25 protein-coding genes are annotated in these 26,852 nt (G+C 40.2%); 19 read left to right on the forward strand and 6 right to left on the reverse strand.

The window, feature by feature from the left end; all coding sequences use genetic code 11:
• Positions 1-167 precede the first annotated feature (167 nt).
• Positions 168-2,804, reverse strand: coding sequence for a leucine--tRNA ligase (gene leuS / locus FY049_RS18100; RefSeq protein WP_105714397.1), 2,637 nt, complete (start codon positions 2,802-2,804; stop codon positions 168-170).
• Between the two features lie 119 nt (positions 2,805-2,923).
• Complete coding sequence (locus FY049_RS18105; protein ID WP_446084135.1) at positions 2,924-3,316, reverse strand: DUF4124 domain-containing protein; 393 nt, start codon at positions 3,314-3,316, stop codon at positions 2,924-2,926.
• A 576-nt stretch (positions 3,317-3,892) separates the two neighbouring features.
• Between FY049_RS18105 and FY049_RS18110 the strand changes: the two genes are divergently transcribed.
• The 19 genes from FY049_RS18110 to FY049_RS18200 all read left to right on the forward strand — a co-directional run bounded on the left by FY049_RS18110 (position 3,893) and on the right by FY049_RS18200 (position 23,380).
• Positions 3,893-5,620, forward strand: coding sequence for an acetolactate synthase 3 large subunit (locus FY049_RS18110; RefSeq protein WP_016539389.1), 1,728 nt, complete (start codon positions 3,893-3,895; stop codon positions 5,618-5,620).
• Entirely contained in the window at positions 5,617-6,108 is a 492-nt protein-coding gene (ilvN, locus tag FY049_RS18115) for an acetolactate synthase small subunit (protein WP_004725868.1), read from the forward strand. Before FY049_RS18110 ends, ilvN begins: the two co-directional genes overlap by 4 nt.
• Positions 6,109-6,257: 149 nt before the next feature.
• Positions 6,258-7,274, forward strand: a complete 1,017-nt coding sequence (gene ilvC, locus FY049_RS18120) for a ketol-acid reductoisomerase (RefSeq protein ID WP_004725869.1) — start codon at positions 6,258-6,260, stop codon at positions 7,272-7,274.
• An 87-nt stretch (positions 7,275-7,361) separates the two neighbouring features.
• Positions 7,362-8,159, forward strand: coding sequence for a tetratricopeptide repeat protein (locus FY049_RS18125; RefSeq protein WP_224964310.1), 798 nt, complete (start codon positions 7,362-7,364; stop codon positions 8,157-8,159).
• Positions 8,160-8,266: 107 nt separating this feature from the next.
• Positions 8,267-9,097 carry an XAC2610-related protein gene (locus FY049_RS18130; protein ID WP_224964309.1) on the forward strand — a complete coding sequence of 277 codons (831 nt, stop codon included), beginning with the start codon at positions 8,267-8,269 and terminating at the stop codon, positions 9,095-9,097.
• A gap of 86 nt (positions 9,098-9,183) precedes the next feature.
• On the forward strand, positions 9,184-10,470 hold the full coding sequence (locus FY049_RS18135; protein WP_224964308.1) for a glycosyltransferase family 4 protein: 1,287 nt from the start codon (positions 9,184-9,186) through the stop codon (positions 10,468-10,470).
• 31 nt (positions 10,471-10,501) lie between these two features.
• On the forward strand, positions 10,502-11,053 hold the full coding sequence (locus tag FY049_RS18140; RefSeq protein ID WP_004725875.1) for a phosphatase PAP2 family protein: 552 nt from the start codon (positions 10,502-10,504) through the stop codon (positions 11,051-11,053).
• Between the two features lie 218 nt (positions 11,054-11,271).
• The gene (iscX, locus tag FY049_RS18145) at positions 11,272-11,472 is read left to right on the forward strand and encodes a Fe-S cluster assembly protein IscX (protein WP_004725877.1); all 201 of its coding nucleotides are present in this window, start codon (positions 11,272-11,274) and stop codon (positions 11,470-11,472) included.
• Between the two features lie 143 nt (positions 11,473-11,615).
• Positions 11,616-12,047, forward strand: a complete 432-nt coding sequence (ndk, locus tag FY049_RS18150; protein WP_004725878.1) for a nucleoside-diphosphate kinase — start codon at positions 11,616-11,618, stop codon at positions 12,045-12,047.
• A 178-nt stretch (positions 12,048-12,225) separates the two neighbouring features.
• The gene (gene rlmN, locus FY049_RS18155) at positions 12,226-13,470 is read left to right on the forward strand and encodes a 23S rRNA (adenine(2503)-C(2))-methyltransferase RlmN (protein ID WP_004725880.1); all 1,245 of its coding nucleotides are present in this window, start codon (positions 12,226-12,228) and stop codon (positions 13,468-13,470) included.
• Positions 13,471-13,535: 65 nt separating this feature from the next.
• Positions 13,536-14,339, forward strand: coding sequence for a type IV pilus biogenesis/stability protein PilW (gene pilW, locus FY049_RS18160; protein WP_004725881.1), 804 nt, complete (start codon positions 13,536-13,538; stop codon positions 14,337-14,339).
• On the forward strand, positions 14,330-15,118 hold the full coding sequence (locus FY049_RS18165; RefSeq protein WP_446084136.1) for a helix-turn-helix domain-containing protein: 789 nt from the start codon (positions 14,330-14,332) through the stop codon (positions 15,116-15,118). Before pilW ends, FY049_RS18165 begins: the two co-directional genes overlap by 10 nt.
• Before the next feature lie 21 nt (positions 15,119-15,139).
• Positions 15,140-16,255 carry a flavodoxin-dependent (E)-4-hydroxy-3-methylbut-2-enyl-diphosphate synthase gene (gene ispG, locus FY049_RS18170; RefSeq protein ID WP_004725885.1) on the forward strand — a complete coding sequence of 372 codons (1,116 nt, stop codon included), beginning with the start codon at positions 15,140-15,142 and terminating at the stop codon, positions 16,253-16,255.
• Positions 16,252-17,547: a histidine--tRNA ligase gene (hisS, locus tag FY049_RS18175; protein WP_446084137.1), complete on the forward strand. Its 1,296-nt coding sequence runs from the start codon at positions 16,252-16,254 to the stop codon at positions 17,545-17,547. The genes ispG and hisS overlap by 4 nt, the downstream gene beginning before the upstream one ends.
• 30 nt (positions 17,548-17,577) lie before the next feature.
• Positions 17,578-18,279 carry a YfgM family protein gene (locus FY049_RS18180; protein ID WP_004816992.1) on the forward strand — a complete coding sequence of 234 codons (702 nt, stop codon included), beginning with the start codon at positions 17,578-17,580 and terminating at the stop codon, positions 18,277-18,279.
• A complete protein-coding gene (gene bamB / locus FY049_RS18185) occupies positions 18,279-19,427 on the forward strand; it encodes an outer membrane protein assembly factor BamB (RefSeq protein ID WP_004725891.1) in 1,149 nt (382 codons plus the stop codon). The genes FY049_RS18180 and bamB overlap by 1 nt, the downstream gene beginning before the upstream one ends.
• Before the next feature lie 200 nt (positions 19,428-19,627).
• Positions 19,628-21,037: a ribosome biogenesis GTPase Der gene (gene der, locus FY049_RS18190; RefSeq protein ID WP_446084138.1), complete on the forward strand. Its 1,410-nt coding sequence runs from the start codon at positions 19,628-19,630 to the stop codon at positions 21,035-21,037.
• 59 nt (positions 21,038-21,096) lie between these two features.
• Positions 21,097-21,768, forward strand: a complete 672-nt coding sequence (locus FY049_RS18195; RefSeq protein WP_004725895.1) for a 4'-phosphopantetheinyl transferase family protein — start codon at positions 21,097-21,099, stop codon at positions 21,766-21,768.
• Positions 21,769-22,147: 379 nt separating this feature from the next.
• Positions 22,148-23,380, forward strand: coding sequence for an ammonium transporter (locus FY049_RS18200; protein WP_446084139.1), 1,233 nt, complete (start codon positions 22,148-22,150; stop codon positions 23,378-23,380).
• An 84-nt stretch (positions 23,381-23,464) separates the two neighbouring features.
• On the opposite strand, the gene rsfS is transcribed toward FY049_RS18200, so the two are convergent.
• From rsfS to FY049_RS18220, 4 genes are all read right to left on the reverse strand, one after another.
• Complete coding sequence (rsfS, locus tag FY049_RS18205; protein ID WP_016539395.1) at positions 23,465-23,866, reverse strand: ribosome silencing factor; 402 nt, start codon at positions 23,864-23,866, stop codon at positions 23,465-23,467.
• A gap of 102 nt (positions 23,867-23,968) precedes the next feature.
• Positions 23,969-24,763 (reverse strand): hydroxypyruvate isomerase family protein, encoded by a 795-nt coding sequence (locus FY049_RS18210; protein WP_446084140.1) that lies wholly within the window; start codon positions 24,761-24,763, stop codon positions 23,969-23,971.
• 91 nt (positions 24,764-24,854) lie between these two features.
• Positions 24,855-25,730, reverse strand: a complete 876-nt coding sequence (locus FY049_RS18215; RefSeq protein WP_004725902.1) for an NAD(P)-dependent oxidoreductase — start codon at positions 25,728-25,730, stop codon at positions 24,855-24,857.
• 36 nt (positions 25,731-25,766) lie between these two features.
• Complete coding sequence (locus tag FY049_RS18220) at positions 25,767-26,555, reverse strand: crotonase/enoyl-CoA hydratase family protein (RefSeq protein ID WP_004725906.1); 789 nt, start codon at positions 26,553-26,555, stop codon at positions 25,767-25,769.
• Between the last annotated feature and the right edge of the window lie 297 nt (positions 26,556-26,852).

Below are 26,852 nucleotides of genomic sequence, written 5' to 3' on the forward strand. Positions count from 1 at the left end.
TATAAATTCACGCCATTTTAGAATCAAAGCCCGTTGAATGACAACGGGCTTTGTTTGGGTTTTGTTTATTCTACTAAAGTCCCTTCTCCCTTAGGGAGAAGGTTAGGATGAGGGGAATGACCTCTCCCTAACCCTCTCCTAGAAGGAGAGGGGATTTAAGCAGGAAATTAAACCACCAAATTCACAAGCTTATTTGGAACCACAATTTCTTTCTTGGTTGGACCTGTTAAGAATTGTTGAACCTCAGGCAGCGCTTTAGCCAATGCCAATAATTCATCTTTCGATGCATCAACAGAGACTTCTAACTTGCCACGAAGCTTACCATTGACTTGAACTACGATGGTTTGTGTATTACGTGTTAATGCAGACTCATCAACCGTAGGGAACAGTACCGAAGTTAAATCGATATCAAACTCAGTCAATAAGGTCTGACTTAAGTGTGGTGCAAATGGTGCAAGTAAAGTCAGTAAAGTGGTAATCGCTTCACGTGCTACAGCAACATCGTTGTCATCTTTTGCTTCAAACTTATTGCTGGCATTGAGTAATTCCATCAAAGCTGCAATCGCGGTATTGAATGCATGACGACGTTCGATGTCATCACCCACTTTTTGAATCGTTTCATGGGTCTTACGACGCAGGTCTTGTGCTTCAGTGGAAAGTTTCGAAGCATCAATTGCTGTTGCATGGTTGCCTTTTTCAAGGAAACCTGCAACTAAACGCCATACACGTTTTAAGAAACGATTTGCACCTTCAACGCCCGCATCAGACCATTCTAAAGATTGATCTGGTGGTGCAGCAAACATCATAAATACACGTGCAGTATCCGCGCCGTACTGGTCAATAATCGCTTGTGGGTCGATACCGTTATTTTTCGATTTCGACATTTTCTCTTGACCACCAACCACAACGTCTTGACCGTCACCTGAATATTTAGCAGAAAGTACACGACCTTTCTCGTCTTTTTCTAACTCAATATCCGCAGGATTAAACCAAGTTTTTTTGCCACTTTCCGCTTCACGATAGAAGGTATCCGCTAAAACCATACCTTGAGTCAATAAGTTGGTAAATGGTTCATTGCCTTGTACCACACCCTCATCACGCATAAGTTTATGGAAGAAACGAGCATAAAGTAAATGTAGGATTGCATGCTCTACACCACCAATATATTGGTTTACAGGCAACCAAGATTTTGCAGCTTCAGGTTTAACTAAACCACCCGTGAAATCAGGAGAAGCATAACGTGCATAATACCAAGACGACTCTACAAAGGTATCCAAAGTATCGGTTTCACGACGTGCATCACCACCACAGCTTGGGCATTTTGTTTGATAGAATTCAGGCATTTTATTTAAAGGATTACCTGAACCATCTGGAACCACATCTGTTGGAAGAACAACCGGCAGTTGATCTTCTGGAACTGTGACTTGACCACACTTGTCACAGTTGATCATCGGAATTGGACAACCCCAGTAACGTTGACGAGAAACCCCCCAGTCACGTAAACGGAATTGAACTTTAGCGCTGGCAAGACCTTGTGGTTCTAATTTGCTTAGGAATGCATCAAAAGCAGCTTGGAAGTCTAAACCGTCAAATTCAGCCGAATTGACCAATTTACCTTCTTTAGAACCGTACCATTCTTGCCATTCAGACGCAGAATATTCGGCATCATCTGAGCCTTTGGCATCAATGACTTGTTTGATTGGTAAGTTGAACTTATTGGCAAACTCAAAATCACGTTCATCATGTGCTGGAACGGCCATCACCGCGCCTGAACCATATGACATCAATACATAGTTTGCGATCCAAACAGGGATATCTTGACCCGTAACAGGGTGTTTAACAGATAAACCTGTTGCCATGCCTTTTTTCTCAGCAGTCGCAAGATCCGCTTCTGCAACAGAACCCATACGACATTCTTCAATAAAGGCAGCAAGTTCTGGCTTGCCTGCTTCAGATTGAATCGCAGCAGCTTTGAGCGCTAGAGGATGTTCAGCTGCAACCGCAACATAAGTTACCCCCATCAAGGTATCGGCACGTGTGGTATAAACCGTTAAACCATCTGCATAAACTTCGGGATTTGCTGACGGGAAGGTAATGTCCATACCCGTTGAACGACCAATCCAATTGCGTTGCATGGTTAAAACTTGTTGTGGCCAACCGTCTTTTAAGGTATCTAAATCGTCTAATAATTCTTGTGCATAATCGGTAATACGGAAGTAATACATTGGAATATCACGTTTTTCTACCAATGCACCTGAACGCCAACCACGTCCATTTTCAACTTGTTCATTTGCAAGAACAGTTTGGTCTACAGGATCCCAGTTTACTGTAGACAACTTGCGATAGATCAAGCCTTTTTTATAGAGCTGTACAAATAACCATTGTTCCCAGTGGTAATACTCTGGTGTACAGGTGGCAAATTCGCGATCCCAGTCGACAGATAGACCAAGTTTCTTCAATTGATCGCGCATATATGCAATATTTTCAAAGGTCCACTTTGCTGGTGCAACTTGATGAGCAATCGCTGCATTTTCAGCAGGTAAGCCGAAAGCATCCCAACCCATTGGTTGTAGCACAGTTTCACCTTTGAGACGGTGAAAACGGCTGATCACATCACCAATAGTATAATTACGCACATGACCCATATGCAGTTTGCCGCTTGGGTAAGGGAACATCGAGAGGATATAACGATGTGGACCTTCTACAGTGTCGGCAACTTTAAACGATTTGCGATCTTCCCAGTCTTTTTGGACTTGAGGCTCAATCGCATTTGCTTGATATTCAGGGTCAATATGAGTAGTCATAAATGTATTTGAGAATAATGGTTAAAAAACTGTGCACACAGCATAGCGCAAAATCCATCTAAAAGTGAATTTTGCGCGCTTTTAAATCTGAAAAACTTGTGATTTTACTTTTAATTTAATTATTGAGGCGTCGCAAGGCTAGGAGGAGTATTTTGCTCATTTTGTGGTGCGACATTCGGCTGTTGTGTATTCGGTGGGTTAACCACTGGTGCAGGTGTTACAGGTTGCGCACTTTGTGGTTGTCCATTTTGTGACTGATTTTGTGAGGCATTTGGCTGAGCAGTTGGTGCTGGGTTGGTGGGTCTCGAATCTCCATGATAGCCATAAGTATTCACCTTGCTTTGGCTACGTGCATTCTTCGGCGGCGGTGTGGTGGTGTAATGGGTAGAGCCTTTGCTGTCTACCCATTTATAATACTGTTTTGCATGACTGGCGCTGACCCCAACCACAGAGAATAAGGCAAAAATTGTCGATACAAAAACCGTGTGTGCAAAGCGTTGACGTTGTTTCATTTTATAAAACCTTTGAGTCATTTTTTATTCAGATGAAAACGAAAAATCATTCTGTTATCTAATATACATCGGATTGTTTTCGCTTGATCTGGGTATTTTTAGAAATTGTATTTATTTTATACAGAAAAATAAAATTTTAAATAATTCTTTTGCAATTTTATTGGCTTATAAGTCTTTGAAAGTTTTATTTATAAGACAACCAAAAAAAAGGAATAGTTTTAAAAATAAACGCTTGGTAAATAAACAATAAAAAGCCTGATAGAAACCTTGACTTTGTTCGCTAAAACTACAAAAATGCTTGCTTTAGTTTCAGATGTTTTTTTCGATCACCCTTCGAGTAAAAATATCAAAGCAAGCAATAACATTTTCTCTAAGCCGAGAAAATGACTCTACCGAAGCATGTTTATCCCAACATATTTCAGTGATTCATACAGCTCAAACAGCTGCGTGACGATTTATTTTTTTATTGCTGCAAAAACTAGTAAATATGTGTGCTATAACAGAGCGCACAATCAATGAATGAAACACGGCCTGTGTCTCCCATAGCGCTGTGGAATAAAGATTAGGGTGAATACGTTGGAACTTTTATCTGGTGGTGAAATGCTCGTTCGTGCATTGGCGGACGAAGGCGTTGAACATGTTTTTGGATATCCAGGCGGCGCAGTATTACATATTTATGATGCGCTATTTAAACAAGATAAAATCAATCATTACCTCGTACGTCATGAGCAAGCTGCTGGTCATATGGCAGATGCTTACTCACGTGTGACGGGTAAAACAGGTGTAGTGCTGGTCACTTCTGGACCTGGCGCAACCAACACTGTAACACCAATCGCTACAGCCTATATGGACTCAATCCCAATGGTGATTTTGTCTGGACAGGTTGCCAGCCATCTTATTGGTGAAGATGCATTCCAAGAAACAGATATGGTCGGTATTTCTCGTCCGATCGTAAAACATAGTTTCCAAGTGCGTCATGCAAGTGAAATTCCTGCCGTTATTAAAAAAGCATTTTATATTGCTGCTTCAGGTCGTCCGGGTCCTGTTGTGGTTGATATTCCGAAGGATGTCACCAATCCTGTCGACAAATTTGCTTATGAATATCCTGAAAAAGTGAAGATGCGCTCTTATCAGCCACCTCACCGCGGTCATTCAGGTCAAATTCGTAAAGCCATTGATGAGCTGATTAATGCCAAACGCCCTGTCATTTATACGGGTGGTGGTGTTGTTCAAGGCAATGCTTCTGCATTACTGACTGAATTGGCGCATTTATTGAATTACCCAGTGACCAATACGCTAATGGGTTTGGGTGCATTCCCAGGCGATGATGAGCAATTCTTGGGTATGTTGGGTATGCATGGTACATACGAAGCCAATATGAGTATGCATAATGCGGATGTTATCTTGGCGATCGGTGCGCGTTTTGATGACCGTGTAACCAATAATCCAGCGAAGTTCTGTACCAATGCGAAAGTGATTCATATTGATATCGACCCAGCGACGATTTCAAAAACCATTATGGCGCATATCCCAATCGTGGGTGCGGTAGAGCCAGTACTTCAAGAGATGTTGGTTCAATTGAAACAAATGAATGTTTCTAAACCAAACCCTGAAGAAATCTCGGCATGGTGGTCACAAATCAACGAATGGCGCAAAGTACATGGTTTGCGTTATGCGCCAGGTGAAAATGGTGTGATGAAACCACAACAAGTGGTTGAAGTCTTAGACAAAGTAACCAATGGTGAAGCGATCATTACTTCTGACGTTGGTCAGCATCAAATGTTTGGTGCGATGTATTACAAATACAAACGTCCACGTCAATGGATCAACTCAGGTGGCTTAGGCACAATGGGTGTGGGTTTACCTTATGCCATGGCTGCGAAACTTGCATTCCCAGACCAACAAGTGGTGTGTATCACAGGTGAAGCATCGATTCAGATGTGTATCCAAGAGCTTTCTACATGTAAGCAATATGGCTTAAATGTGAAAATCCTCTGCTTGAATAATCGTGCTTTGGGGATGGTAAAACAATGGCAAGATATGAACTATGAAGGACGTCATTCAAGTTCTTATGTTGAGTCATTACCCGATTTTCCAAAATTGATGGAAGCTTACGGCCATGTAGGTATCCAGATTGACCATGCGGATGAGCTTGAATCTAAGCTTAAAGAAGCAATGGCGATTAACGATAAATGTGTATTCATTAACGTGATGGTTGATCGTACCGAGCATGTATATCCGATGCTTATTGCAGGTCAATCTATGCAAGATATGTGGTTGTCTAAAGGGGAGCGTACTGAATGAGACATATTATTTCTGTACTCGTTGAAAACGAAGCTGGTGCGCTTTCTCGTTTAGTGGGGTTGTTCTCTCAACGTGGCTATAACATTGAAACTTTAAATGTCGCACCAACTGAAGATCCAACCATGTCACGTTTGACATTAACCACCTATGGTGATGACCATAAAATTGAGCAAATCACCAAACAGCTGAATAAATTGGTTGAAGTGGTTAAAGTGGTTGATTTGTCAGAAGGCGCGCACATTGAGCGTGAGCTGATGCTGATTAAAGTCAAAGCATTGGGTTCTGCACGTGCTGAAATTAAGCGCACAGCGGATATCTTTCGTGCTCAAGTGGTTGATGTTACACCAACGACTTATACCATTCAGATTGCGGGTACAACTGAAAAAATTGATGGCTTTATTGATGCTCTTGCAGAAAACACAATTTTAGAAGTTGTTCGTTCTGGTGTATCCGGTATTGCTCGTGGTGAAAAGGTTCTTTCACTCTAGTTGCACCTCAACCAGTAATTAATTATTTGATTTTTTATTCCCTCATGTATAACCTCTCCTCGCAATAGGAGAGGGACTTAGACTAGAAGATTCAAAACAATAATCTTCAGGATAGGAAGAGGAAACACAGCATTTTAGCGGAGACAGCAATGCAAATTTTTTATGATAAAGACTGCGACTTATCTATCATCCAAGGTAAAAAAGTAGCGATCATTGGTTATGGTTCACAAGGTCATGCTCACGCGCAAAACCTTCAAGACTCAGGTGTAGACGTTACTGTTGGTTTACGTGCTGGTTCTACTTCTTGGAAAAAAGCTGAAAATGCAGGCCTTAAAGTTGCTGAAGTTCCAGCTGCTGTTGCTCAAGCTGATTTAGTGATGATCTTGACACCAGATGAGTTTCAATCACAGCTTTATCGTGACGTGATCGAACCAAACATCAAAGAAGGTGCGACTTTAGCATTTGCACATGGTTTCGCTGTACTTTATAACCAAGTTGTTCCACGTAAAGATTTAGACGTGATCATGGTTGCACCAAAAGCACCAGGTCATACTGTACGTTCAGAATTCCAACGTGGTTCAGGTGTACCTGATCTTATCGCGATTCATCAAGATGCTTCTGGTAATGCACGTAACGTTGCACTTTCTTACGCTTCAGGTGTAGGTGGTGGTCGTACAGGTATCATCGAAACTTCATTCCGTGAAGAAACTGAAACTGACTTATTTGGTGAGCAAGCAGTACTTTGTGGTGGTGCTGTTGAATTGGTTAAAATGGGTTATGAAACGCTTGTTGAAGCGGGTTATGCACCTGAAATGGCTTATTTCGAATGCTTGCACGAACTTAAATTAATCGTTGATTTAATGTTTGAAGGCGGTATTGCGGACATGAACTATTCAGTATCTAACAATGCTGAATACGGTGAATATGTGACTGGCGTTGAAGTTATCAACGAGCAATCACGTGAAGCGATGCGTAATGCACTTAAACGTATCCAATCAGGTGAATATGCGAAGATGTTCATCCAAGAAGGTGCATTGAACTATCCATCTATGACAGCTCGTCGCCGTCAAAACGCAGCTCACGGTATTGAAGTGACTGGCGGTAAATTACGCGCGATGATGCCTTGGATTCAAGCCAACAAAATCGTAGATAAAGAAAAGAACTAATTTTTAGTTTTTATCAAAGCCCACTCTTATGAGTGGGCTTTTTTATGCTATATTTTAGCTAAAGTTAATAATAAAGCAGAAAACAACATGACATTAAAAACATATTTCGCCATCGTCAGTCTGCTTGGCTGTTGTGCTATATATCCAGTATATGCACAGAACGCGAGCGTTGATGATTCTATGCAAAAGTCTAGGCAGAATCATAATCAGCTTCAAAATACGCAAAATAAATTACTCGATGAAAAGATTGCGTACAATGCTTTAGAAAAAGCCAAGCAGTCTTTAAATGTGGGTCATCCACAACAGGCCATCGCGGCATTACAGATTGCAATTCAGTATTTTGAAAAATACCAAAACAGTAGTCAAGAAACACTCTATGCTGCCAACGGAACAGCTGAAACCTTGCTATACCTGACACTTGATATGGGAAAGCAAAAAAATATTCGAGTTTTTTCAGGTTGTTGGGCGGACTTATACTTTCAAGCCGCTTATGCCTTTATTGAAATGAATGATCTAAAGAATGCTCAAGTGAAGTTAAAAAGTGCTTTAACGCTATCACCTTTTAATAGTGAGTATTTAAAAGAGGCAGGGTTTATTCAGCAAGCACAAAAACAGTGGCAAGCGTCATTGGAAAGTTTTAAAATTGCTGAACAGTATCTGTATTTGCTTGAGCCTGAAGAAAAAAGATTGGTGATTCAACAGAGTGTAAGACGTAGTTTAGGGGTGAGTTTGATTGAATTAAATCAACTGGATGAAGCTACTCAATATTTTAATAAAGTTTTAAAGGTTGATCCCTCAGACGCAAAAGCGCGTAATGAATTAAACTACATTGAGCAGTTAAAGAAAAAAGGTCATGTTGCTAAGCAGGCAATTGGTCGCGTCTAAATCGCGTTTTTTAAAATCATCTTTTAGGGTAGCAATTTTTAACTAACAAAAATTTATTTTGTGATAAATTACACATTATTGATTCTGGTTAAACGTGGTATTCAAGCATGAAATCTAAACTTCTCATCGCAATGACGACTTTGTCTATTTCATGCTTTAGTTTTGCTGAAACGCAGTCCACTTCGACCAATACCGCACTAAAACCTTTTAGTGGTGTACGCGTATCGATGCAACGTATGCTTAAGTCGAGTGAAGGTCGATACTTTATGAACCTTTATGCGGGGATTGCCCATCCGCACGGTGTGCTGACGGATTTAATGGATGGTACAACAACAGATTTTAAAGGGACACAAAAAGCTGATCAGTTGGATTTAAAGTCGATCACTGCTCAATCAGACCCTTCTGTAAATGGTAGTGATCAATTAACTGGCCTATTAAATGCAAATACAGGCGTGTTTAAAGCATCATTGTTAAAGAAACCAAATACAGCTTGGCAGTCGATACAGTTTGAGCCTGCTTTTAAAGTCAGTAATAAACCCGTTTTTATCTTTAAATTTTATGGTCAAGATGATGCCAATAGCCCTTATGGAAAAACCTTAAAACGTGTTGATGTGTTAAATAAAACCAACAATACAGTGGTACAGAGCTTGACAGGTTTTACTGGTTATCCAAACAGCATTGGCTATATGGATATCAATTTTGATGGTTATTATGATGTCATTGTGTCGGACTTGTCGCAAGGTCGTACAGTCGATGATAAGCGCTATATTTACTGGATGTACAATCCAAAAACACAACAATTTCAACGTTCTCCGCAGCTTGAAAAAATTGTTGGTTTCCCAAGTTTACATGGTGAAAAACAACAAATTGATTTTGGTAATGGACAGCTTTATCAAGTTCAGAATGGTTTGTTAAATCGTATTTCTGATGAAAATTGAAATGGTCAAAAAACTGTCATTAAATAATCATTAAAATGTCAAAAACTTAGCCTAATCTATTCAAAAATGAAGAGATTAGGTATCGTATGAATAAACCGTACGCGAACACCTTGCAATTTAAACAACAAGATTTTCCCGATAACTTTAAATTTTATTTTAATCCAAACAAGAAAAAAATCGATACGAATAAAGACCATCTTATTCGTGACTTATCCCGACCTCGACTGAAAATTGCAATCGTGACTGAAACATGGCCACCAGAAATCAATGGTGTTGCTTTGTCTTTGATGCAACTGTGTAAAGGCTTGCAAAATCAAGGTCATAAAATATTACTGATTCGCCCTGCACAGAAGACCCAATGTCAAGACTTTAGCCCGAATAAAGAGTGCTTGGTGACTGGGCAATCAATTCCGAAATATCCAGACATGAAGTTTGGCTGGCCCCAATTTCTAAAAGTCTCTCAAGCAATTTCGGCATTTTCACCTGATGTGGTACATATCGTGACTGAAGGGCCTTTAGGCTTTACTGCGCTGCATGCGGCAAAGACACGACGAATTCCGGTATCAAGTGGTTTTCATTCACAATTCCAAGAATTTAGCCGTTTCTTTGATTTAGCATTCTTGGTCAAACCAATTCAAAGTTATTTGCGATGGTTCCATAACGCAACGCAACTGACCTGTGTGCCAAGCAGTGATACAGAGCAGGCATTACGTGAGTTTGGTGTGACCTGTCCATTGGTTGTGGTCGGGCGAGGAATTGATACAGAACGCTTTTCATCACAACGCTACTCCGAACAGTTGAGACAACAGTGGGGTGCAGATGAAGACACCACAGTCTTGATCTATGTTGGGCGTTTGTCTTCTGAAAAAGAAGTCAATGTGGTGATTGATGCCTATTCTGAACTGCGACAACAAGCACAACGAAAAGTAAAGTTAGTGCTGGTAGGGCATGGCCCAGATCGCGGTCGTTTAGAAAAAATGCCGGGTGCTGAACATGTGATTTTTATGGGCACTCTAACTGGCACACAACTTGCTGAAGCCTATGCGAGTGCAAATGTTTTTGTTTTTGCAAGTCAGGTAGAAACCTTTGGGAATGTCGTTATCGAAGCGATGGCGAGTGGTTTACCGATTATTGCTTATGACTATGCCTGTGCTCAACTTCATGGCAGACATGCTCAGAATGGCTGGTTATGTCCAATTGGAGACATCAAGCAATTCACTCAACATGTATTAGATCTTCCAGATAACAGCACACTCAAACGTTTCGGGCAACAAGCGATGCATGATGTGCAAAGCATTGGATGGCAACATCCCGTACAACAATTCGAAGAAGCACTATACCAGGTAACGCAGTATGCAAAACGACTGACCTAGTTCATCTCAAATAATGAGAGGAGAGTGGAAAATGAATTTTAAAAATACCAAAATAAAAATGCTCGATCTCGACCTTAGAGGTTGTTTATATCTCAATAATTTATCGCATACCCAAAGTATTGCGACGTTCTTTAAAACTGTGAGCCGTTTGGGAGATGGTCCTTTCTGGTGCGCAATGTTGGTTCTGATTTGGCTACAAAAGAGCTGGATCTATGGTCTGCAACTTCTCTATGTCGTTGTTATGGGTCTTTTAGGAACAGGAATTTATAAGTTCTTAAAACACAAAACAGTGAGACCACGACCTTATCAAGTTCATCAAGTCATTATTCTGGGTGAACGACCATTGGATCATTTTAGCTTTCCGTCAGGTCATACGTTACATGCGGTCATGGTCACTATTGTCTTTGGCTATATTCAACCAGTTATGTTGTTCATTATGATGCCTTTTACCATTCTTGTGGCGTTATCTCGGATGGTTTTGGGTCTGCATTATCCAAGCGATGTCATTGTTGGCGCACTGATTGGTGCAAGTGTCGCGAGTTTGATTGTGTTAAGCGCACCATATTTAGGAGTGATGTTATGATGGTTTACTTACTGCTGGTCTGTAATTTTATTTTTAAAGAATCTGATGATTTTGATCATCAAGGTTTTAACTTTGAATAATTGGCTCAATTCAATCCGTCTTGTAAATTAAACGCTTGAATCCGTGGTGAATCTTGTAAATGTCTAGAATGATTTATTTCTGAATGAATTGAGATTTGATACAGTAGCAGAATTAAATTGAGCAAAGGAAGACCTGATATGGGCTTACGTTGGACAGATACAATTGATATCGCAATTGAACTCAGTGAAGCGCATCCAGATGTGGATCCACAATGGGTGCGTTTTACCGATATGCATGCATGGATTTGTGCATTGCCAGAATTTAGTGATGATCCAACCAAATCGACTGAAGGTCTGCTAGAAGCCATTCAAATGGCATGGATTGATGAAGCGAATTAATGGCTTGAGATGTTGCTGAATGATGCTAAACGTCACAGCGCATCGAAAAATCCAAATTTTTTACAGATTAAAAGCAGAAAATTGTTCATTATTCGGTATAATGCGCCCAAATTTTCGTGTCAATTTGACTAAAGGAGCCACTCATGGCTATTGAACGTACTTTATCTATCGTAAAACCAGATGCAGTTGCTAAAAACCACATTGGTGACATCTTTGCTCGTTTCGAAAAAGCTGGTCTTAAAATCGTTGCGACTAAAATGAAACACCTTTCTAAAGCAGAAGCTGAAGGTTTCTATGCTGAGCATAAAGAACGTGGTTTCTTTGGTGACCTTGTTGCATTCATGACTTCTGGTCCAGTTGTAGTATCTGTTCTTGAAGGTGAAAACGCAGTTCTTGCTCACCGTGAAATTCTTGGTGCTACAAACCCTAAAGAAGCTGCTCCTGGTACAATCCGTGCAGATTTCGCTGTAAGCATCGATGAAAATGCTGCGCATGGTTCTGACTCAGTTGCATCTGCTGACCGTGAAGTAAATTACTTCTTCGCTCAAACTGAAGTTTGCCCACGTACTCGTTAATTCGACGTATCTAGGGTCTCTTTTTCTACACGAATAAATCTCCGATTTATGAATTGATAACAGACCCGAAACCAGATAGGTGATATACTACTTGTCTGGTTTTTTTATTTTTGTTGCTTTATTTGGCTAAATATTGGTCAATATGTTTTATTACTACGGCATGATTTAGGTAATCCCCATGAATTCTGAAGTTGTCGCTTCATCGTTAAATCTAGATGAACAGCAGCCTGCATCATCAAAATCTGTACAGGCTGATCGTATTCAGACTGCAAATGTGCAGAAAGTGAATTTACTTGGCATGTCACGTCCGCAATTGGAAAAATTCTTCGAAGAAATCGGCGAGAAAAAATTCCGTGCTGGGCAGGTAATGAAATGGATGCATCAATTTTTTATCACTGATTTTGCTGAAATGACCAATATTTCAGGAAAGTTGCGTGAAAAACTAGAAAGAATTTGTGAAATCAAAGCGCCAGAAGTGGTGCATCGTAACTATTCGAAAGATGGAACTCGTAAGTGGGTATTCCGTGTTGGTGATGGTGCGGGCTCTTTGGTTGAAACGGTATTGATTCCAGCAGAAGATAAAACAGGCTCACGTAAAACACTGTGTATTTCATCACAAGTGGGTTGTGCTTTAGATTGCTCATTCTGTTCAACAGGAAAGCAAGGTTTTCAGCGTGATTTAACCCCTGACGAGATCATTGGACAGTTATGGGTGGCCAACTATTCTTATATGGAAGAAGTACCTGTTGCTGAACGTGAGCGCTCGGTGACTAATGTGGTGATGATGGGAATGGGTGAGCCATTACTCAACTATGATGCTGTATTAAGCTCAATGAATATCATGTTAGATGATTTTGCTTATGGCATGTCTAAACGTCGCGTTACATTATCAACTTCAGGTGTTGTACCGAAAATTGACCAATTGGCACAAGATATAGATGTGGCTTTGGCGATTTCTTTACATGCGCCAAATGATGAGTTACGTAATGAATTGGTGCCGATTAATAAAAAATATCCATTAGCACAATTGATTGCTGCATGTCAGCGCTATATTGCCAAAGATGGTAATGAAAGTTCTCGTAAACATGTCACTATTGAATATGTGATGTTGGAAGGGGTGAATGATCATCCTGAACATGCACAACAAATGATTAAGTTACTGAAAAACTTACCAAGTAAAATTAATTTAATTCCATTTAATCCATTTCCGCATGCGCCGTATGGTCGTTCAAGTCGAAATCGTATTATTTCTTTCCAAAAAACTTTGTCTGATGCAGGTTTTGTGTGTACGATTCGTCAGACACGTGGTGATGATATTGATGCTGCGTGTGGGCAGTTGGTCGGGCAAGTGGCAGATCGTACCCGTCGTGCAGAGCAGTGGAAAAAGAAAGTTGCTGAACGTGGTGAGATTATCCGTTCATAAGCTTAAAGATTTGTAGACATACATTTATATCAACAAATAATCAGGGGCTGACTTTGAGAAAATCGATGTATCAAAAAGCAGTTGTAATATTGGCAATTGGTTTATCTGCATTGGTCGTACAGGGTTGTCAAACGACAAATTCAGACACAATAATAAAAAAAGATCCTGAAAAAGCCGTTAAAGTACGTACTCAGCTTGCTGCTGAATATATTCGTACAGGTGATTTAGATGCTGCAAAACGCGCACTAGACCAAGCTTTAGAAACTGATTCACGCGATTCTGCGGCAAATATGATGATGGGTGTCTTACTGCAACAAGAAGGCAGTAAGATCAGTATGGAAAAAGCAGACGGCTATTTTAAGCGTGCAATTTCCAGTGACTCAAAAAATGCACAAGCTCGTAATAATTATGGAACATATTTATTTGTTACTGAGCGCTATAATGACGCGATTGAACAGTTGAGTATAGCTGGTGCTGCGCTTGGCTATGATCAGCGTTACAAGGCTTTAGAAAATTTAGGTCGGGTTTACTTAAAAGTGGGTGATGTGGCAAATGCTGAAAAAGCATTCAAACAAGCTTTACAAGTCAATCGCGATTCGATTATTTCTCTGGTAGAGTTATCAGAAATTTTCTATTTGCAACAAAAAAGTGCGCAAGCAAGTCAACTCTATGAGCAATATGTTCGTTTAGTAGGTCAGGACAAACAGGGTGCGAGAGCGCTTTGGATTGGTTTACGTATTGCACGTGCCAATAATGATCAGATGGGAATGCAAGTGTTGGTCAACCAACTGCGTGCATTGTTCCCGGACAGTAAAGAATATCAACGTTATCTGCAATTACAGTACAGTACTGAGGCCGTATGGAAGTAAATCCTAATTCACAGCAACCTACAGGTTCAAACGTAGCATCTAATGGCTTAGGAAATGTTCAACGTCCAGGTGAGTACTTGCGTCAAATTCGAGTCTCCAAAAACCTAGACATTCAAGATGTTGCAAACGAACTAAAAATGCCTGTAAAAACCTTACAAGCATTGGAACAAGATGATTATAAGTCTTTGCCAGAAGCAACCTTTATTAAAGGTTATTATCGTTCATATGCCAAGTTTCTAGGCGTTGATGCAACGGTAGTCATTCAACGCTTTGATGAAATTTATCAAAATGATACTGGGCTTTTGCCAAATCACGCATTGAACAACTCCCCAATCAAGATTATGGGGAAATTGCCTGGATCAAACAGTGATCGTAATAAAAAATGGTTAAAGCGAATTTTAATTGCCATTGTTGCGCTTGCGGTGATTTGGGCTGTGATTGCTGGAATTCAAAAAATGACATCGGGTAAAAGCGCTGATGTCGATGCCAAACCACAAGCCTCAGAAGTAGAAGTGCTGAATTTAAACAATGCAACTGCGACTTCAGGTGACCAAATGGTATTGAATTTCAGTCATCCAACCTCTGTACATATTGTAGATAGTACAGGAAAAGTTTTGGCGACTGGTCGCCAGTCGGCTGCTTTAACCGTTAATGGCCAATCACCATTCCAAATTCGTCTCGATGATGCAACTGCTGTGTCATTAAGCCTTAATAATGAACAGATTTCATTGTCTCCATATACAGTGAACGGAAAAGCAGAATTCCGTTTGTCACGTTAATGGGCAAGAGTAGATAAGATCATGATTGAGAATCCAATCAAGCGCCGTCCTACACGTAAAATACGTGTAGGTTCAGTGTATGTCGGTGGTGATGCACCGATCAGTATTCAAAGTATGACCAATACTGAAACCTGTGATGTCGATGCAACAGTTGCGCAGATTCAACGCTGTGCAGATGTTGGTGCGGACATTATGCGGGTATCGGTACCGACTATGGAAGCTGCTGAAGCTTTTGGTGAAATTCGTAAACGTGTGACGGTACCATTGGTTGCAGATATTCATTTCGATTATAAAATCGCATTGAAAGTCGCAGACATGGGTGCAGACTGTTTGCGAATCAACCCCGGGAATATTGGTTCTGAAGCCAAGATTCGTGAAGTGGTTGCTGCTGCACGTCATCACGATATTTCTATGCGTATTGGTGTCAATGCTGGATCTTTAGAAAAAGATATCCAAAAGAAATATGGTGAGCCGACAGGTCAGGCATTACTTGAATCTGCAATGCGTCATATCGATATATTGGATCGTTTAAACTTCCATGAGTTTAAAATTTCAGTAAAAGCATCTAATGTATTTTTAACAATGGATGCTTATCGTTTATTATCTGCACAAATTGATAATCCATTACATTTAGGTGTAACCGAAGCTGGGATCTATCGTACGGGTTCAGTGAAATCTGCGATTGCTTTAGGTGGTTTGCTGTTGGATGGCATTGGTGACACCATGCGTATTTCATTGGCTGCTGAGCCTGAAGAAGAAGTAAAAATTGGTTTTGATATTTTAAAATCCCTGAGCCTTCGTTCAAATGGGATTAACTTTATTGCTTGTCCAAGCTGTTCACGTCAGGAATTTAACGTGATCAAAGTGATGCAGGCTTTAGAGGAGCGTTTAGAAGATATTCGTACACCAATGGATGTGTCTGTCATTGGTTGTAAAGTCAACGGTCCGGGTGAAGCAAAAGAAGCTGATATTGGTATAGTCGGTGCAAGTCCGCGCTCACTCGTGTATCGTAATGGTGAAAAAAGTCACTTAATAGATACAAATCAGTTGGTTGATGAAATCGAAAGCATGGTTCGTCAACGTGTTCAAGAGCTTGAAAAAGCTAAAGCTAAAGAGATTATTCGTAGTTCATCATGAGTTCAATTGTCGCAATTAAAGGTTTTAATGACTTTCTCCCATCGCAAACACCTGCGTGGAGACGTCTTGAGCAGCATTTAGCATCGCTTATGGATGCGTACGGTTATCAGCAAATCCGTTTGCCGGTGGTTGAACATACCAATTTGTTTAAGCGTTCAATTGGTGATGCAACTGATATCGTTGAAAAAGAAATGTACACTTTTTTCGATAAGGGTAATCCGCCTGAATCTTTAACTTTGCGTCCGGAAGGCACAGCGGGTTGTGTACGTGCAATGTTGGAACATAACTTACTCCGTGGTGCAAATCCTCGTGTTTGGTATGTTGGACCAATGTTCCGCTATGAAAAACCACAAAAAGGTCGTTATCGCCAGTTTCACCAATTTGGTGTAGAAACTTTTGGTGTAGCGACACCTGATCAAGATGCTGAACTGATTCTCATGACTGCGCGTTTATGGAAACGCATGGGTGTTGCAGATAAAGTTCAACTTGAGCTAAATACCTTGGGCGAGTCTGATGAACGTGCAGAGTATCGTGCTGCATTGGTTGAATTTCTTACAGCGCATCATGCTGATTTGGATGAAGATTCGCAACGTCGTTTAACCACCAATCCATTGCGAATTTTAGATTCGAAAGATGCACGAACTCAGCAAATTCTTGAAAATGCACCTAAGTTGCATGATTTCTTAAAAGAAGACAGCTTGAATCATTTTGCTCAATTGCAACAGTATTTAACTGATGCAGGCATTGAGTTTGTCATCAATCAAAAACTAGTCCGTGGTTTAGACTATTACAACAAAACTGTTTTTGAATGGACAACGACACATTTAGGTTCTCAAGGAACGGTGTGTGCGGGTGGTCGTTATGATGGTTTGGTTGGACAGCTGAAAGGTAAGCCTGATCAATCTGTACCAGCAGTTGGTTTTGCCATGGGCATGGAGCGTTTATTATTGCTTCTTGAACAAGTTGAAGACAATACACCTGTGCGTGAATGTGAGTTATTCTTGTTATCGGATCCTGCAACACAAGGTCAGGCTTTGGTATTGGCTGAACAAATTCGTGACCAACTTGAAGCTGTAAATAGTATAATTCGTTTGAAAACAGGTTCACAGGGTTCAATGAAGAGTCAAATGAAGAAGGCAGACCAATCGGGTGCCATCTATGCTTTGATCTTTGGTGAGCGTGAGGCTGCAGCGCAGCAAGTTTTAGTCAAAGAACTTGCGACAGCAGAACAATATGAAATTAAGGCCACTGAAATTGTGCCTTTTTTCATTGAAAAATTTTCGTCAAAATAAGCCGATAATCATAAGGAAAAGGGGAGTCAAATGAGTGCAATGACTGATGATGAGCAACTGGATAGTGTGAAGTCATTTTTTAAGAAATATGGCTCGGCTATGGTGACAGGTGTCCTCATTGCATTGATTGCCTTTTTCGGTTGGGAATATTGGCAAAAGAAAACTTTGGCTGAAAATCAAAATGAAACAGCCAAAGTCCAGCAATTGATGGATGAAGCGCGAGCAGCTAATGGTGATGCTAAAGTCACTGCTGCCTTAGTTGCGTCAGCAGATAAAATTGTCAAAGACAATCCAGATTCTGTTCATGCAATTCAAGCACAAATTGTCATGGCAAAAGTTGCCTATGATAAAAATGACTATGCATTGGCTGAGCGTGAACTGAAAAAAGTTGAAAATTCTAAAATTAAAGACGCTGGTTTGTTACAAGTTGTAAAAATCAAACTTGCCGATGCTCAATTGGCGCAAAAGAAGTTTGATGAAGCCTTGAAAACCTTGTCAGCTGTGAATGATCCTGCTTTTCAGGCAAGTGCTGATGAGTTAAAAGGTGATATTTATGTGGCAAAAAATGACACTGAAAATGCAAAAAAATCGTATCAAGCAGCATGGAATGCAGTCGTTGAGCGTAAACAAGAACGTCAAATTTTACAAATTAAACTCGAAAGTGTTGGCGTATTAGTAGAAGATCCTGATCTTGAACGCCCAATCTTAGCAACACAAGTGGATGAGTCTTAATGGATAGAAATTTTAAAATACCTTTTGCTTTAGCAATCTTATCAATCGCTTTAATCGGCTGTTCAAGTAATAAGACGAAAGAAGTGAAGATTAAGCCAAATCCACTGCCTAAAGTTGCACAAGCTTCAAGCTTGGTTCAAGTATTTTCGACCAGTGTCTCTTCGACCAGCAGTGAAGATGCATTACGTCTACGTTTAGATACAGACAATGGTGTTGTGTTTGCTTTAGACCCAAAAGGCGAAGTGGCTGCCTATAAAGGCAAACAGCGCTTATGGAATGCTAAAGTTACCAAAGACGGCTTAAGTTCTGGTGTTGAAGCAGCAGATGGTGTGGTGATTGTTGGTAACCAAAAAGGGCATGTTTTTGCATTAGATCAAGCGACGGGTGCGACCAAATGGTCTGCGCAATTGTCAGGTGCAATTATCAGTTCTGCTTTGATTCAATCTGGTCGCGTGATTGTGGTTGCAAATGACGGTACGGTTTATGCCTTAGATGTTGCGACAGGTCAGCAAGCGTGGACTTATAAATTACCAAGCGCTTCATTTAGCTTAAGAGGTCAAGCCACTCCAGTTAGTCTAGATCCACGTACCGTGCTTATCGGCACTTCTACTGGCTATATTTTTGCAATAGATAGCCTTGCAGGTGTACCGCGTTTGCAACGTCGTGTTGCGGTATCTGAAGGTCGTTCTGATATTCAGCGCTTGATTGATGTGGACAGTGAGCCTGTCGTTTCAGGACAATATGTGGTTACGACGAGTTTCCAAGGGCAAGTGACTGTTCTAGATTTGGCTTCACAACGCGTTTTGTGGAGTGAAAATTCAAGCAGTATCAACCGTCCAGAAGTGACCGATGGTAAAGTCATCGTATCGCAAACTGATGGTCAAATTATTGCGTATGACTTGATCACAGGTCAGCAGCTTTGGAAAAATGAGCAACTGCTCAATCGTAACTTAAGCAACCCTGTATTGCTCGGTTCAAACCTTGTTGTGGGTGATTTAGATGGTTATTTACATCAAATTGATCCAAATACAGGAACAACGTTAGGTCGTGCTAAAACCAGTGGTGAAGTACGTACGTTGAGAGTGATTGATAATCAAGTTTATGTTTCGACACGCAAAGGTGCAATGAGTATTTGGCAAAGTCGTTAACAGTTAATCAACAGACATGATTAGCATTCTCTATTTTTTTAGTCTTGTGTTAAAATAGAGCAATCCGTATGAATTCCATACACGGGGTGATTGAAAATCAATACCCCGTGTTTTTATTTTAGGTTTTTCCTATTCTTCTTCCTATACATTTCTGATGTTCAGACCAGTCATACTGGCTGATCTTGAATAAAGGTTATTTTATGAAACCCGTAATTGCGCTCATTGGTCGTCCAAACGTCGGCAAATCAACGTTATTCAACCAGATTACCAAGAGCCGTGATGCACTCGTTGCTGATTTTGCTGGTCTTACCCGAGATCGTAAATATGGTGATGCAACTTATGAAAATAAATCTTTCATTGTCGTTGATACTGGGGGTATCGGTGAAAATGAAGGTGGTATCGACTCATATATGGCAGAGCAATCAAAAACTGCGATTAATGAAGCCGATATCATTGTTTTTGTTGTCGATGCACGTGCTGGTCTATTGGCTTCTGATGAGCAGATTGCCCGTGAGTTGCGTACACTTGGTAAAAAGGTTTACTTGGTTGCCAACAAAGTCGATGGTGTACATGCTGAAGCTGCATTAGTTGAATTTTATAAACTTGGTATGGGTGAACCCTTACAAGTTGCGGCAAGTCATGGTCGTGGTGTTCAACAAATGCTTGAGGATATCTTGGTGGATGTCCCTGAAGATGAAAACCCAGAAGAACACGATAAGGCAACAGGTTTACGCTTAGCAATTATTGGTCGCCCAAATGTCGGTAAATCTACTTTGGTTAACCGTTTGTTAGGTGAAGATCGCGTTGTTGCATTTGACCAACCGGGTACAACCCGTGACTCGATTTATATTCCGTTTGAGCGTGATGGTCGTCAATATACCTTGATCGACACAGCGGGTGTACGTCGTAAAGGTAAAGTTGATGAAATGATTGAGAAATTCTCAATCGTTAAAACCCTCCAAGCGATTAAAAATGCACATGTCATCGTGGTAGTTTTAGATGCACGTGAAGGTGTGGTTGAACAAGACCTACATTTGATCGGTTATGCACTTGAAGCTGGCCGTGCCATGGTGATTGCCATTAACAAATGGGACAACATGACAGAGTATGATCGCAAACAATGTAAATTGGATGTTGATCGTCGTTTTGACTTTATTCCTTGGGCAAAAGTACATTTGATTTCTGCTTTGCATGGAACAGGTGTCGGTGAGATGTATCCAACCATTCACCGTGCTTATGATTCATCACACTTAAAAGTTTCACCTGCAAAATTAACTCAGATTTTGAATGATGCAACTGAAGCACATCAACCGCCAATGATCAGTGGTAAACGTATTAAGATGCGTTATGCCCACATGGGTGGACAAAACCCACCAACGATTGTGATTCATGGTAATAAGGTGGATAAGACACCTGCGGACTACCGTCGTTATTTAGAAAATGTCTTCCGTAAAGTGTATAACCTTGAAGGTACACCAGTTCGCGTTGACTTTAAAACAGCTGAAAATCCATTTGAAGGCCGTAAATCTCAAATTGATGAGCGTGTTGCAGCACGTCGTCGTCGTTATGTACAGAAATTTAAAAAGGCTGAAAAGAAATTTAGAAGCTAAATTTAGCGTTGAACACATCAAAACCCAAAGTGATCTTTGGGTTTTTTTGATTTAAGATAATGAAAAATGTTTGGGAATGGATTGTGAATCGTATTATTCAATTGGATGTTAATTCTATTCAAAATATTCTTCCGACTTACCATTCGAGCGATCGAAAGGGGCAGATCCAAGAACTGAAACAGGCGATCTATCAATATAGAAACCAATTGTTGTCCGATATTTTTTCAGTTGAAATCAGTAACCACTCTTTTGAAAAAACAGATTTTGGTAAACCCTATTTAATTGATTATCCAAAGTTTCACGTGAATCATTCACATAGCCAGCAACATTATGCTTTGGCGAGTAGCCAGCAGATACAAGATTTGGGTGTGGATGTTGAGGATTTAGATCGAAAAGTTCGCTTTGAAGCTTTAGCAAAACATGCTTTTCATCCCCAAGAATATCAAGCTTGGCAAGCGTTAGACTTTGATCCTACTTTTTGGTTTAAGGTGTGGACCACCAAAGAGGCGATTTTAAAAGCATCAGGCCTAGGGATTCGTTTGAGTCTAAATGAGCTAAATACTGGAGTGCATGTGGTGAATGATGGTGGGATCTCTACGCATCCGTTATTGGGCAGCTTTGCCTACCAAAATCTCCAGCTGAGCCGAGTCATGCTGACGGTGGCATGGCGTTCTGAATTATCCTGTAAGGGCTTTGCATTTCCACAGATTCAAATCATTCAACATGGTTGATTAAAGACCATATAGACGTTTTCATTCTGCATAACACATAAATCGCAGCAACGTTATTCCGTATTCGATTGTGGTATCTATACGTCTAAGTGCTGAAACTTTCAAGCTTAAGCCACATGTGTTGCAAATCGGCATTGTTTAATAAAAGCAGTTAAATGTAAGCTGCTTATCTTTAAATAAAAATAAATAGTACTCGATCACGATCAACAATCTTGCTCGTCGCGTGTACTTTGTAAGCTATATTTTTTACATAAAAATTAGTTTATTTCTCCATGAAATTCTCTATACTTGATAAATTAAATGATAATTAAGTAGCGAAAATACTAATTATTGTGAATTTAAAGCGATGAAAAAGCGATAGGTTAGGATTAATTATATAGTGCGATTTAAATACTTCATCAGCTTAATTTGCATCATATTTTTTTATCCAAATTTTAGTTTTGCTTCAAGTTTAGAAAGTGATCTTGCTGCTTTTAATCTCATTACCAACTACGAGCTTTTATTCTTTGGTGGAATATTTGTCATTCTGATGCAAGCTGGCTTTGCTGTAGTTGAAGGCGGATATGAAAACACCTATAAGTCAATTTCCGCATTATTGGTCAATTATGTTTCAGCAGTTTTAGGAACGCTTATTTTTGGTTTCTTCTGCGCAAAAATTCTCCTTGCAGGCGATGCCAGCTCCGAAAAATATATGAATGGCATGCTGCATGGTTGGCATTGGAATTTATTATTTTTTTATACCCTAATGGCCACCACAATAACCACTGTGGTTGGGCGAGTGATTCCGAGTAAAGTTCCCTTATTTGTCAACTGGATAACCGGTTTAATGATCGCAGGTGTGATCTTTCCTTTCTTTAGTAGCTGGACTTGGAGAAATATCTTATTCGGTAAGGGCTGGTTAAAAGAGTTAGGATTTATTGATTTTGCGGGTTCAACAGTGGTGCATTCCACCGCAGCATGGATTGTGTTGGCGGGCTACTTAACTTTAAAACCTCAAGACCGACAAGAAATCTTAAAAAAAGACTTAATCTTTGAAGATTATAAAATCTTATCTTTGGCATTGGCTGGCTTTATTCTTTGGCTGGCATGGTCAGGTCTAAATGTAGTTTATATCTCAGCACTCTATGCGGATATTGGAGTCATTGTCATCAATGCCTTTGCTGCACTCTTTGGGGCAATGATTGCCCCCTTGATTTTTTCCTTGGTACTCAACAATAAAATTATTTCATGGGTTGAAATGATTAAAGGTGCTTTGGGTGGCTTGGTGGCGATCACGGCAAGTTGTGGTTTAGTGAATTTGTCATCGGCATTGATTATTGGCTTAGTTTCTGGATTATTCACAATCTATTTACCCCGTTTATTGACCTATTGGATTGATTCTAAGCATATTCGTGAAGTTGTTGTGGTACATGGTATTTGTGGAGCATGGGGCACACTGGCTGTTTCTTTGACAGATAACCCCGTGATTAATTTAGCCAACAAGGCCAGTGTTATCGATCAAAGTATTGGGATTGCGGTAAATTTTGTGTGGAGTTTTGGCGTTGCATTCTTAGTATTTAAACTGATTTGTAAACTGCGTAATGCATACTCAATTAAGTCGTTAAAAAATTGAGTACTTAAAAGCTTTGAAAAAAGCCAAGCACTAAAAAAAGCGACATAAAGTCGCTTTTTTCATATTTAAGTTCTGTATTAAAAGTTAGGCAACACTTTCAGGTGTCGCACGCCATAAACTTTCCAGATCATAAAATTTACGTGCTGTTGGTAGCATCACATGTACGACTACAAATCCTAAATCGATAAGGATCCATTCAGCGTCTCGTTCACCTTCAACACCAATTGGGCGAAAGCCTGCTTTACGTGCTTCTTCAGCAACATTGTCAGCAAGTGCTTTAACATGGCGTGTTGATGTCCCGCTCGCGATGACAATTGCATCTGAAACGTTGCTAATAGCGCTGACATCAAGTTGAATAATATCTTTGGCTTTTACATCAAGTAGAGCTTCTTGTACGACTTTTAAACAAGTCTGTACGTCTTGATTTTGAGTGTTCATTGCAAGTTCGTGAGAATTAGAAGCGCTGGGCGATGGTTCTAAATTCATATAAGGTATATTTTCCAGAAAATATCTCATCTTCTAATATAGCGCTTTTGTCTAAAAAATACAAATTATACAATGCAACCGTTTGCCTAAGCATACACTCATTTAATAGCTATGGTTGTTGGAAAAATATTTTTCTTTCCATGCAAATGACTGATTTGAATGTGATTGTGGCTTGTATTCTGCTGCAATAAAGCCCGTATAGGCGCTTTGTTTTAACCAGAAAAAAATTGCAGAATAATCAATTTGTGCGGTATCTGGTTCATGACGTCCTGGGCAGTCAGCAAATTGGATATGCCCAATCCAATCAATATTTTCTTGTAAGGCTGCCAGTACATCTTCGCCCATCATCGCCATGTGGTAACAGTCAAATTGCATTTTTAATGCAGGATGCTGTACTGCTTCTAACATTTCTTGGCCTTGTGCAATATTTTGAACCAAGAAACGTGGCATGTCTGTACCATTGATCATTTCAAATACAGGCTGAATATCACGATTAGAGAGCAGATGACAAGCCAGTTTTAAATTGTTTGCCAAGGTGTTTAAACAGGGGAGTAAATCGGCATCTTGTGGTTGTTTACCTGCCAAAATATTGACGTTTGGAACATTGAGCGCTTCTGCATATTCAATTGCAAGTTCCAATGCTTGATGAAATGCCAGTTCTTGACCAGGCACACCAGCAAGTCCGTTTCCACCTTGCATCAAGTCACCGGCGGGAACGTTGATCAGGCAAAGGCTGAGGTCATATTGTTCAAGTTGCGCTTGAATCTCTTCAATGCTTAATTCATACGGAAATTGAATTTCGACATTGTGGAAGCCATGAAGATGTGCCAAAGCAAAGCGTTCAATGAGCGGCACTTCAGTAAAAATCAAGGATAGGTTTACTGCGAGTTTAGTCATAAGAACGCTCCTTGCTATATTTGGACTCTCATCTTCAATGTAGTAGGCAATAGATTATTTTTCAACTTATTTATGTGTAGTTCCGTGTATTTTAACCCGATTTATTTTCTACTTGATGAATGACTGTGGCTAAATCCGATTCAGCAAATCCGTTGTTTTGATGGCTTTGTAATTGCCCAAGTGCATGTTGAGCCACAGGAATTTCTAAATCAAATTTTTGTGCAAGTTGAATGGCATTATTTAAGTCTTTAGAAAGCGTTTGTACTTTCCATTGTACTGGTTCAAAAGTATGTGTTGCCATGCGTGGGGCTAAAATTTGGAAAGGTTTTGAGTCGGCAAAACCACCAGCCAAAGCCGGCGCCAGTAGGGTTGTATCTACACCTGCTTTACTGGCAAGCGCAACAGCTTCCGCGATCAAGGTACTATTGGCAGCAACGATAAGTTGGTTACAGATTTTAGTGGCTTGTCCAGTACCTGTTTCACCCATACGGGTGACACGTTGAGAGAGGATATTGTAAACAAGGCTTAGTGCTTGAATCACCTCAGCATTGCCTCCAGCAAAAATGACCAGCGTGCCATTTTCGGCGCCTGCAGTTCCACCTGAAACAGGTGAGTCAATCCAAATCACCTGTTTTGTTGTTGCGCTTTCAGCCAGCTGCTTGGTTTTATCCACAGATAAACTGGAGAAATCCACAATCACTTGCTTGGCTTGTAAATAGGGCTCAATGTGCTCATAGACTAGCTGTACAGCTTTATCATCAGCAAGGCAACTGAGAATAATCGGATATTCTGCAATATTCTCAAGCTGTAATGGGTGAGCGCCTAGATCAATAAGGGCGTCACAAGCAGATGCTGTTCTGTTCCAGACAGCGACATGCAAGCCTGCTTGGATTAATCGGGTTGCCATACGGCTACCCATTAATCCCATCCCTAAAAATGCAATTTTACTGTTACGATCAAAATTCATTTTATAACTCAAAAAGCTTTCAATAATAATTTTGGATTATTTGTATTGGCGCGGTAAAAATTTTAATTCAGGATTTTTATCCTTTTTACGTGCAATTTGACTATTTTTACCCAAGAGTAATTTTAACTGCCAAATCTTCTCTAAACGTAAAGATTTCTGGGGTTGATGTTCCATAGCATCTAAAACACGTTTAGCCGCCATCAGCGCATCTGGTGAGCGTTGCAGCATCTCTTCTGCAATGGCTTGAGCTTTTGCCAACGGTGAGTCGTCTACATGCGTCACCAAACCAATGTCTTTGGCATAATTGCCATCAAAAATACGTGCAGTGAGAGTAAGCTCTTTGGCTAAATCAATACCAATCACGCCCTTGATTGAACGGGTTAAGCCCATGTCAGGCACAAGCCCCCAACGGCTTTCCATGATTGACATTTTAGTCTCTGGGTGTGCAATACGAATATCTGCAGCCAATGCAAGTTGCATCCCTGCACCAAAACAGAAACCTTCAATTGCTGCAATGACAGGGACAGGCAGTTCTTGCCAGATCAAAAATGCTTTTTGGAATAGGCTTTGACCAGGTTTAATCAGTTCCCAAGCAGCAAAGGCTGTATTTTTTGGACTATTTAAGTCAGCAAGGTCAATACCTGCACTAAATACATTGGCTTCACCCGTCAGAATCACCACACGAATACTGCGGTCTTTTTTAATCTGTTGTGCGACGCTTACCAGTTCACGGAGTAAAGCAAAACTCATGGCATTGCGTTTATCTGGGCGATTTAATGAAACTGTTGCGATACCATTGTTTTTTTCTATATGTAGTAGTGCCATGATCTTGACTCATTTTTTCCTTGGTCATCAGCATAGCATGTGAATTGAATAGTTACATGACAGTAGAGTCACCGAAACTGTGTTGATGTGCCAATTGGGTAGTAAAGCCAAAACAGGATTGCAATAGTGACTTGTATAATTTTATTGGATCTTTAAAAAGATGATTGCAATAAAAAGATTGTTCTAATTCATGCTGTTTTAAAGAAACAATAGAAACCATACGCATGATAAAACCCCGAGTCAGTTTGGGTTTTATGCTGACGATTTAAAATAGCTTAAAGCGCGATAAGAAAAGCA

The organism is Acinetobacter sp. 1125_18A (genome assembly GCF_052824985.1).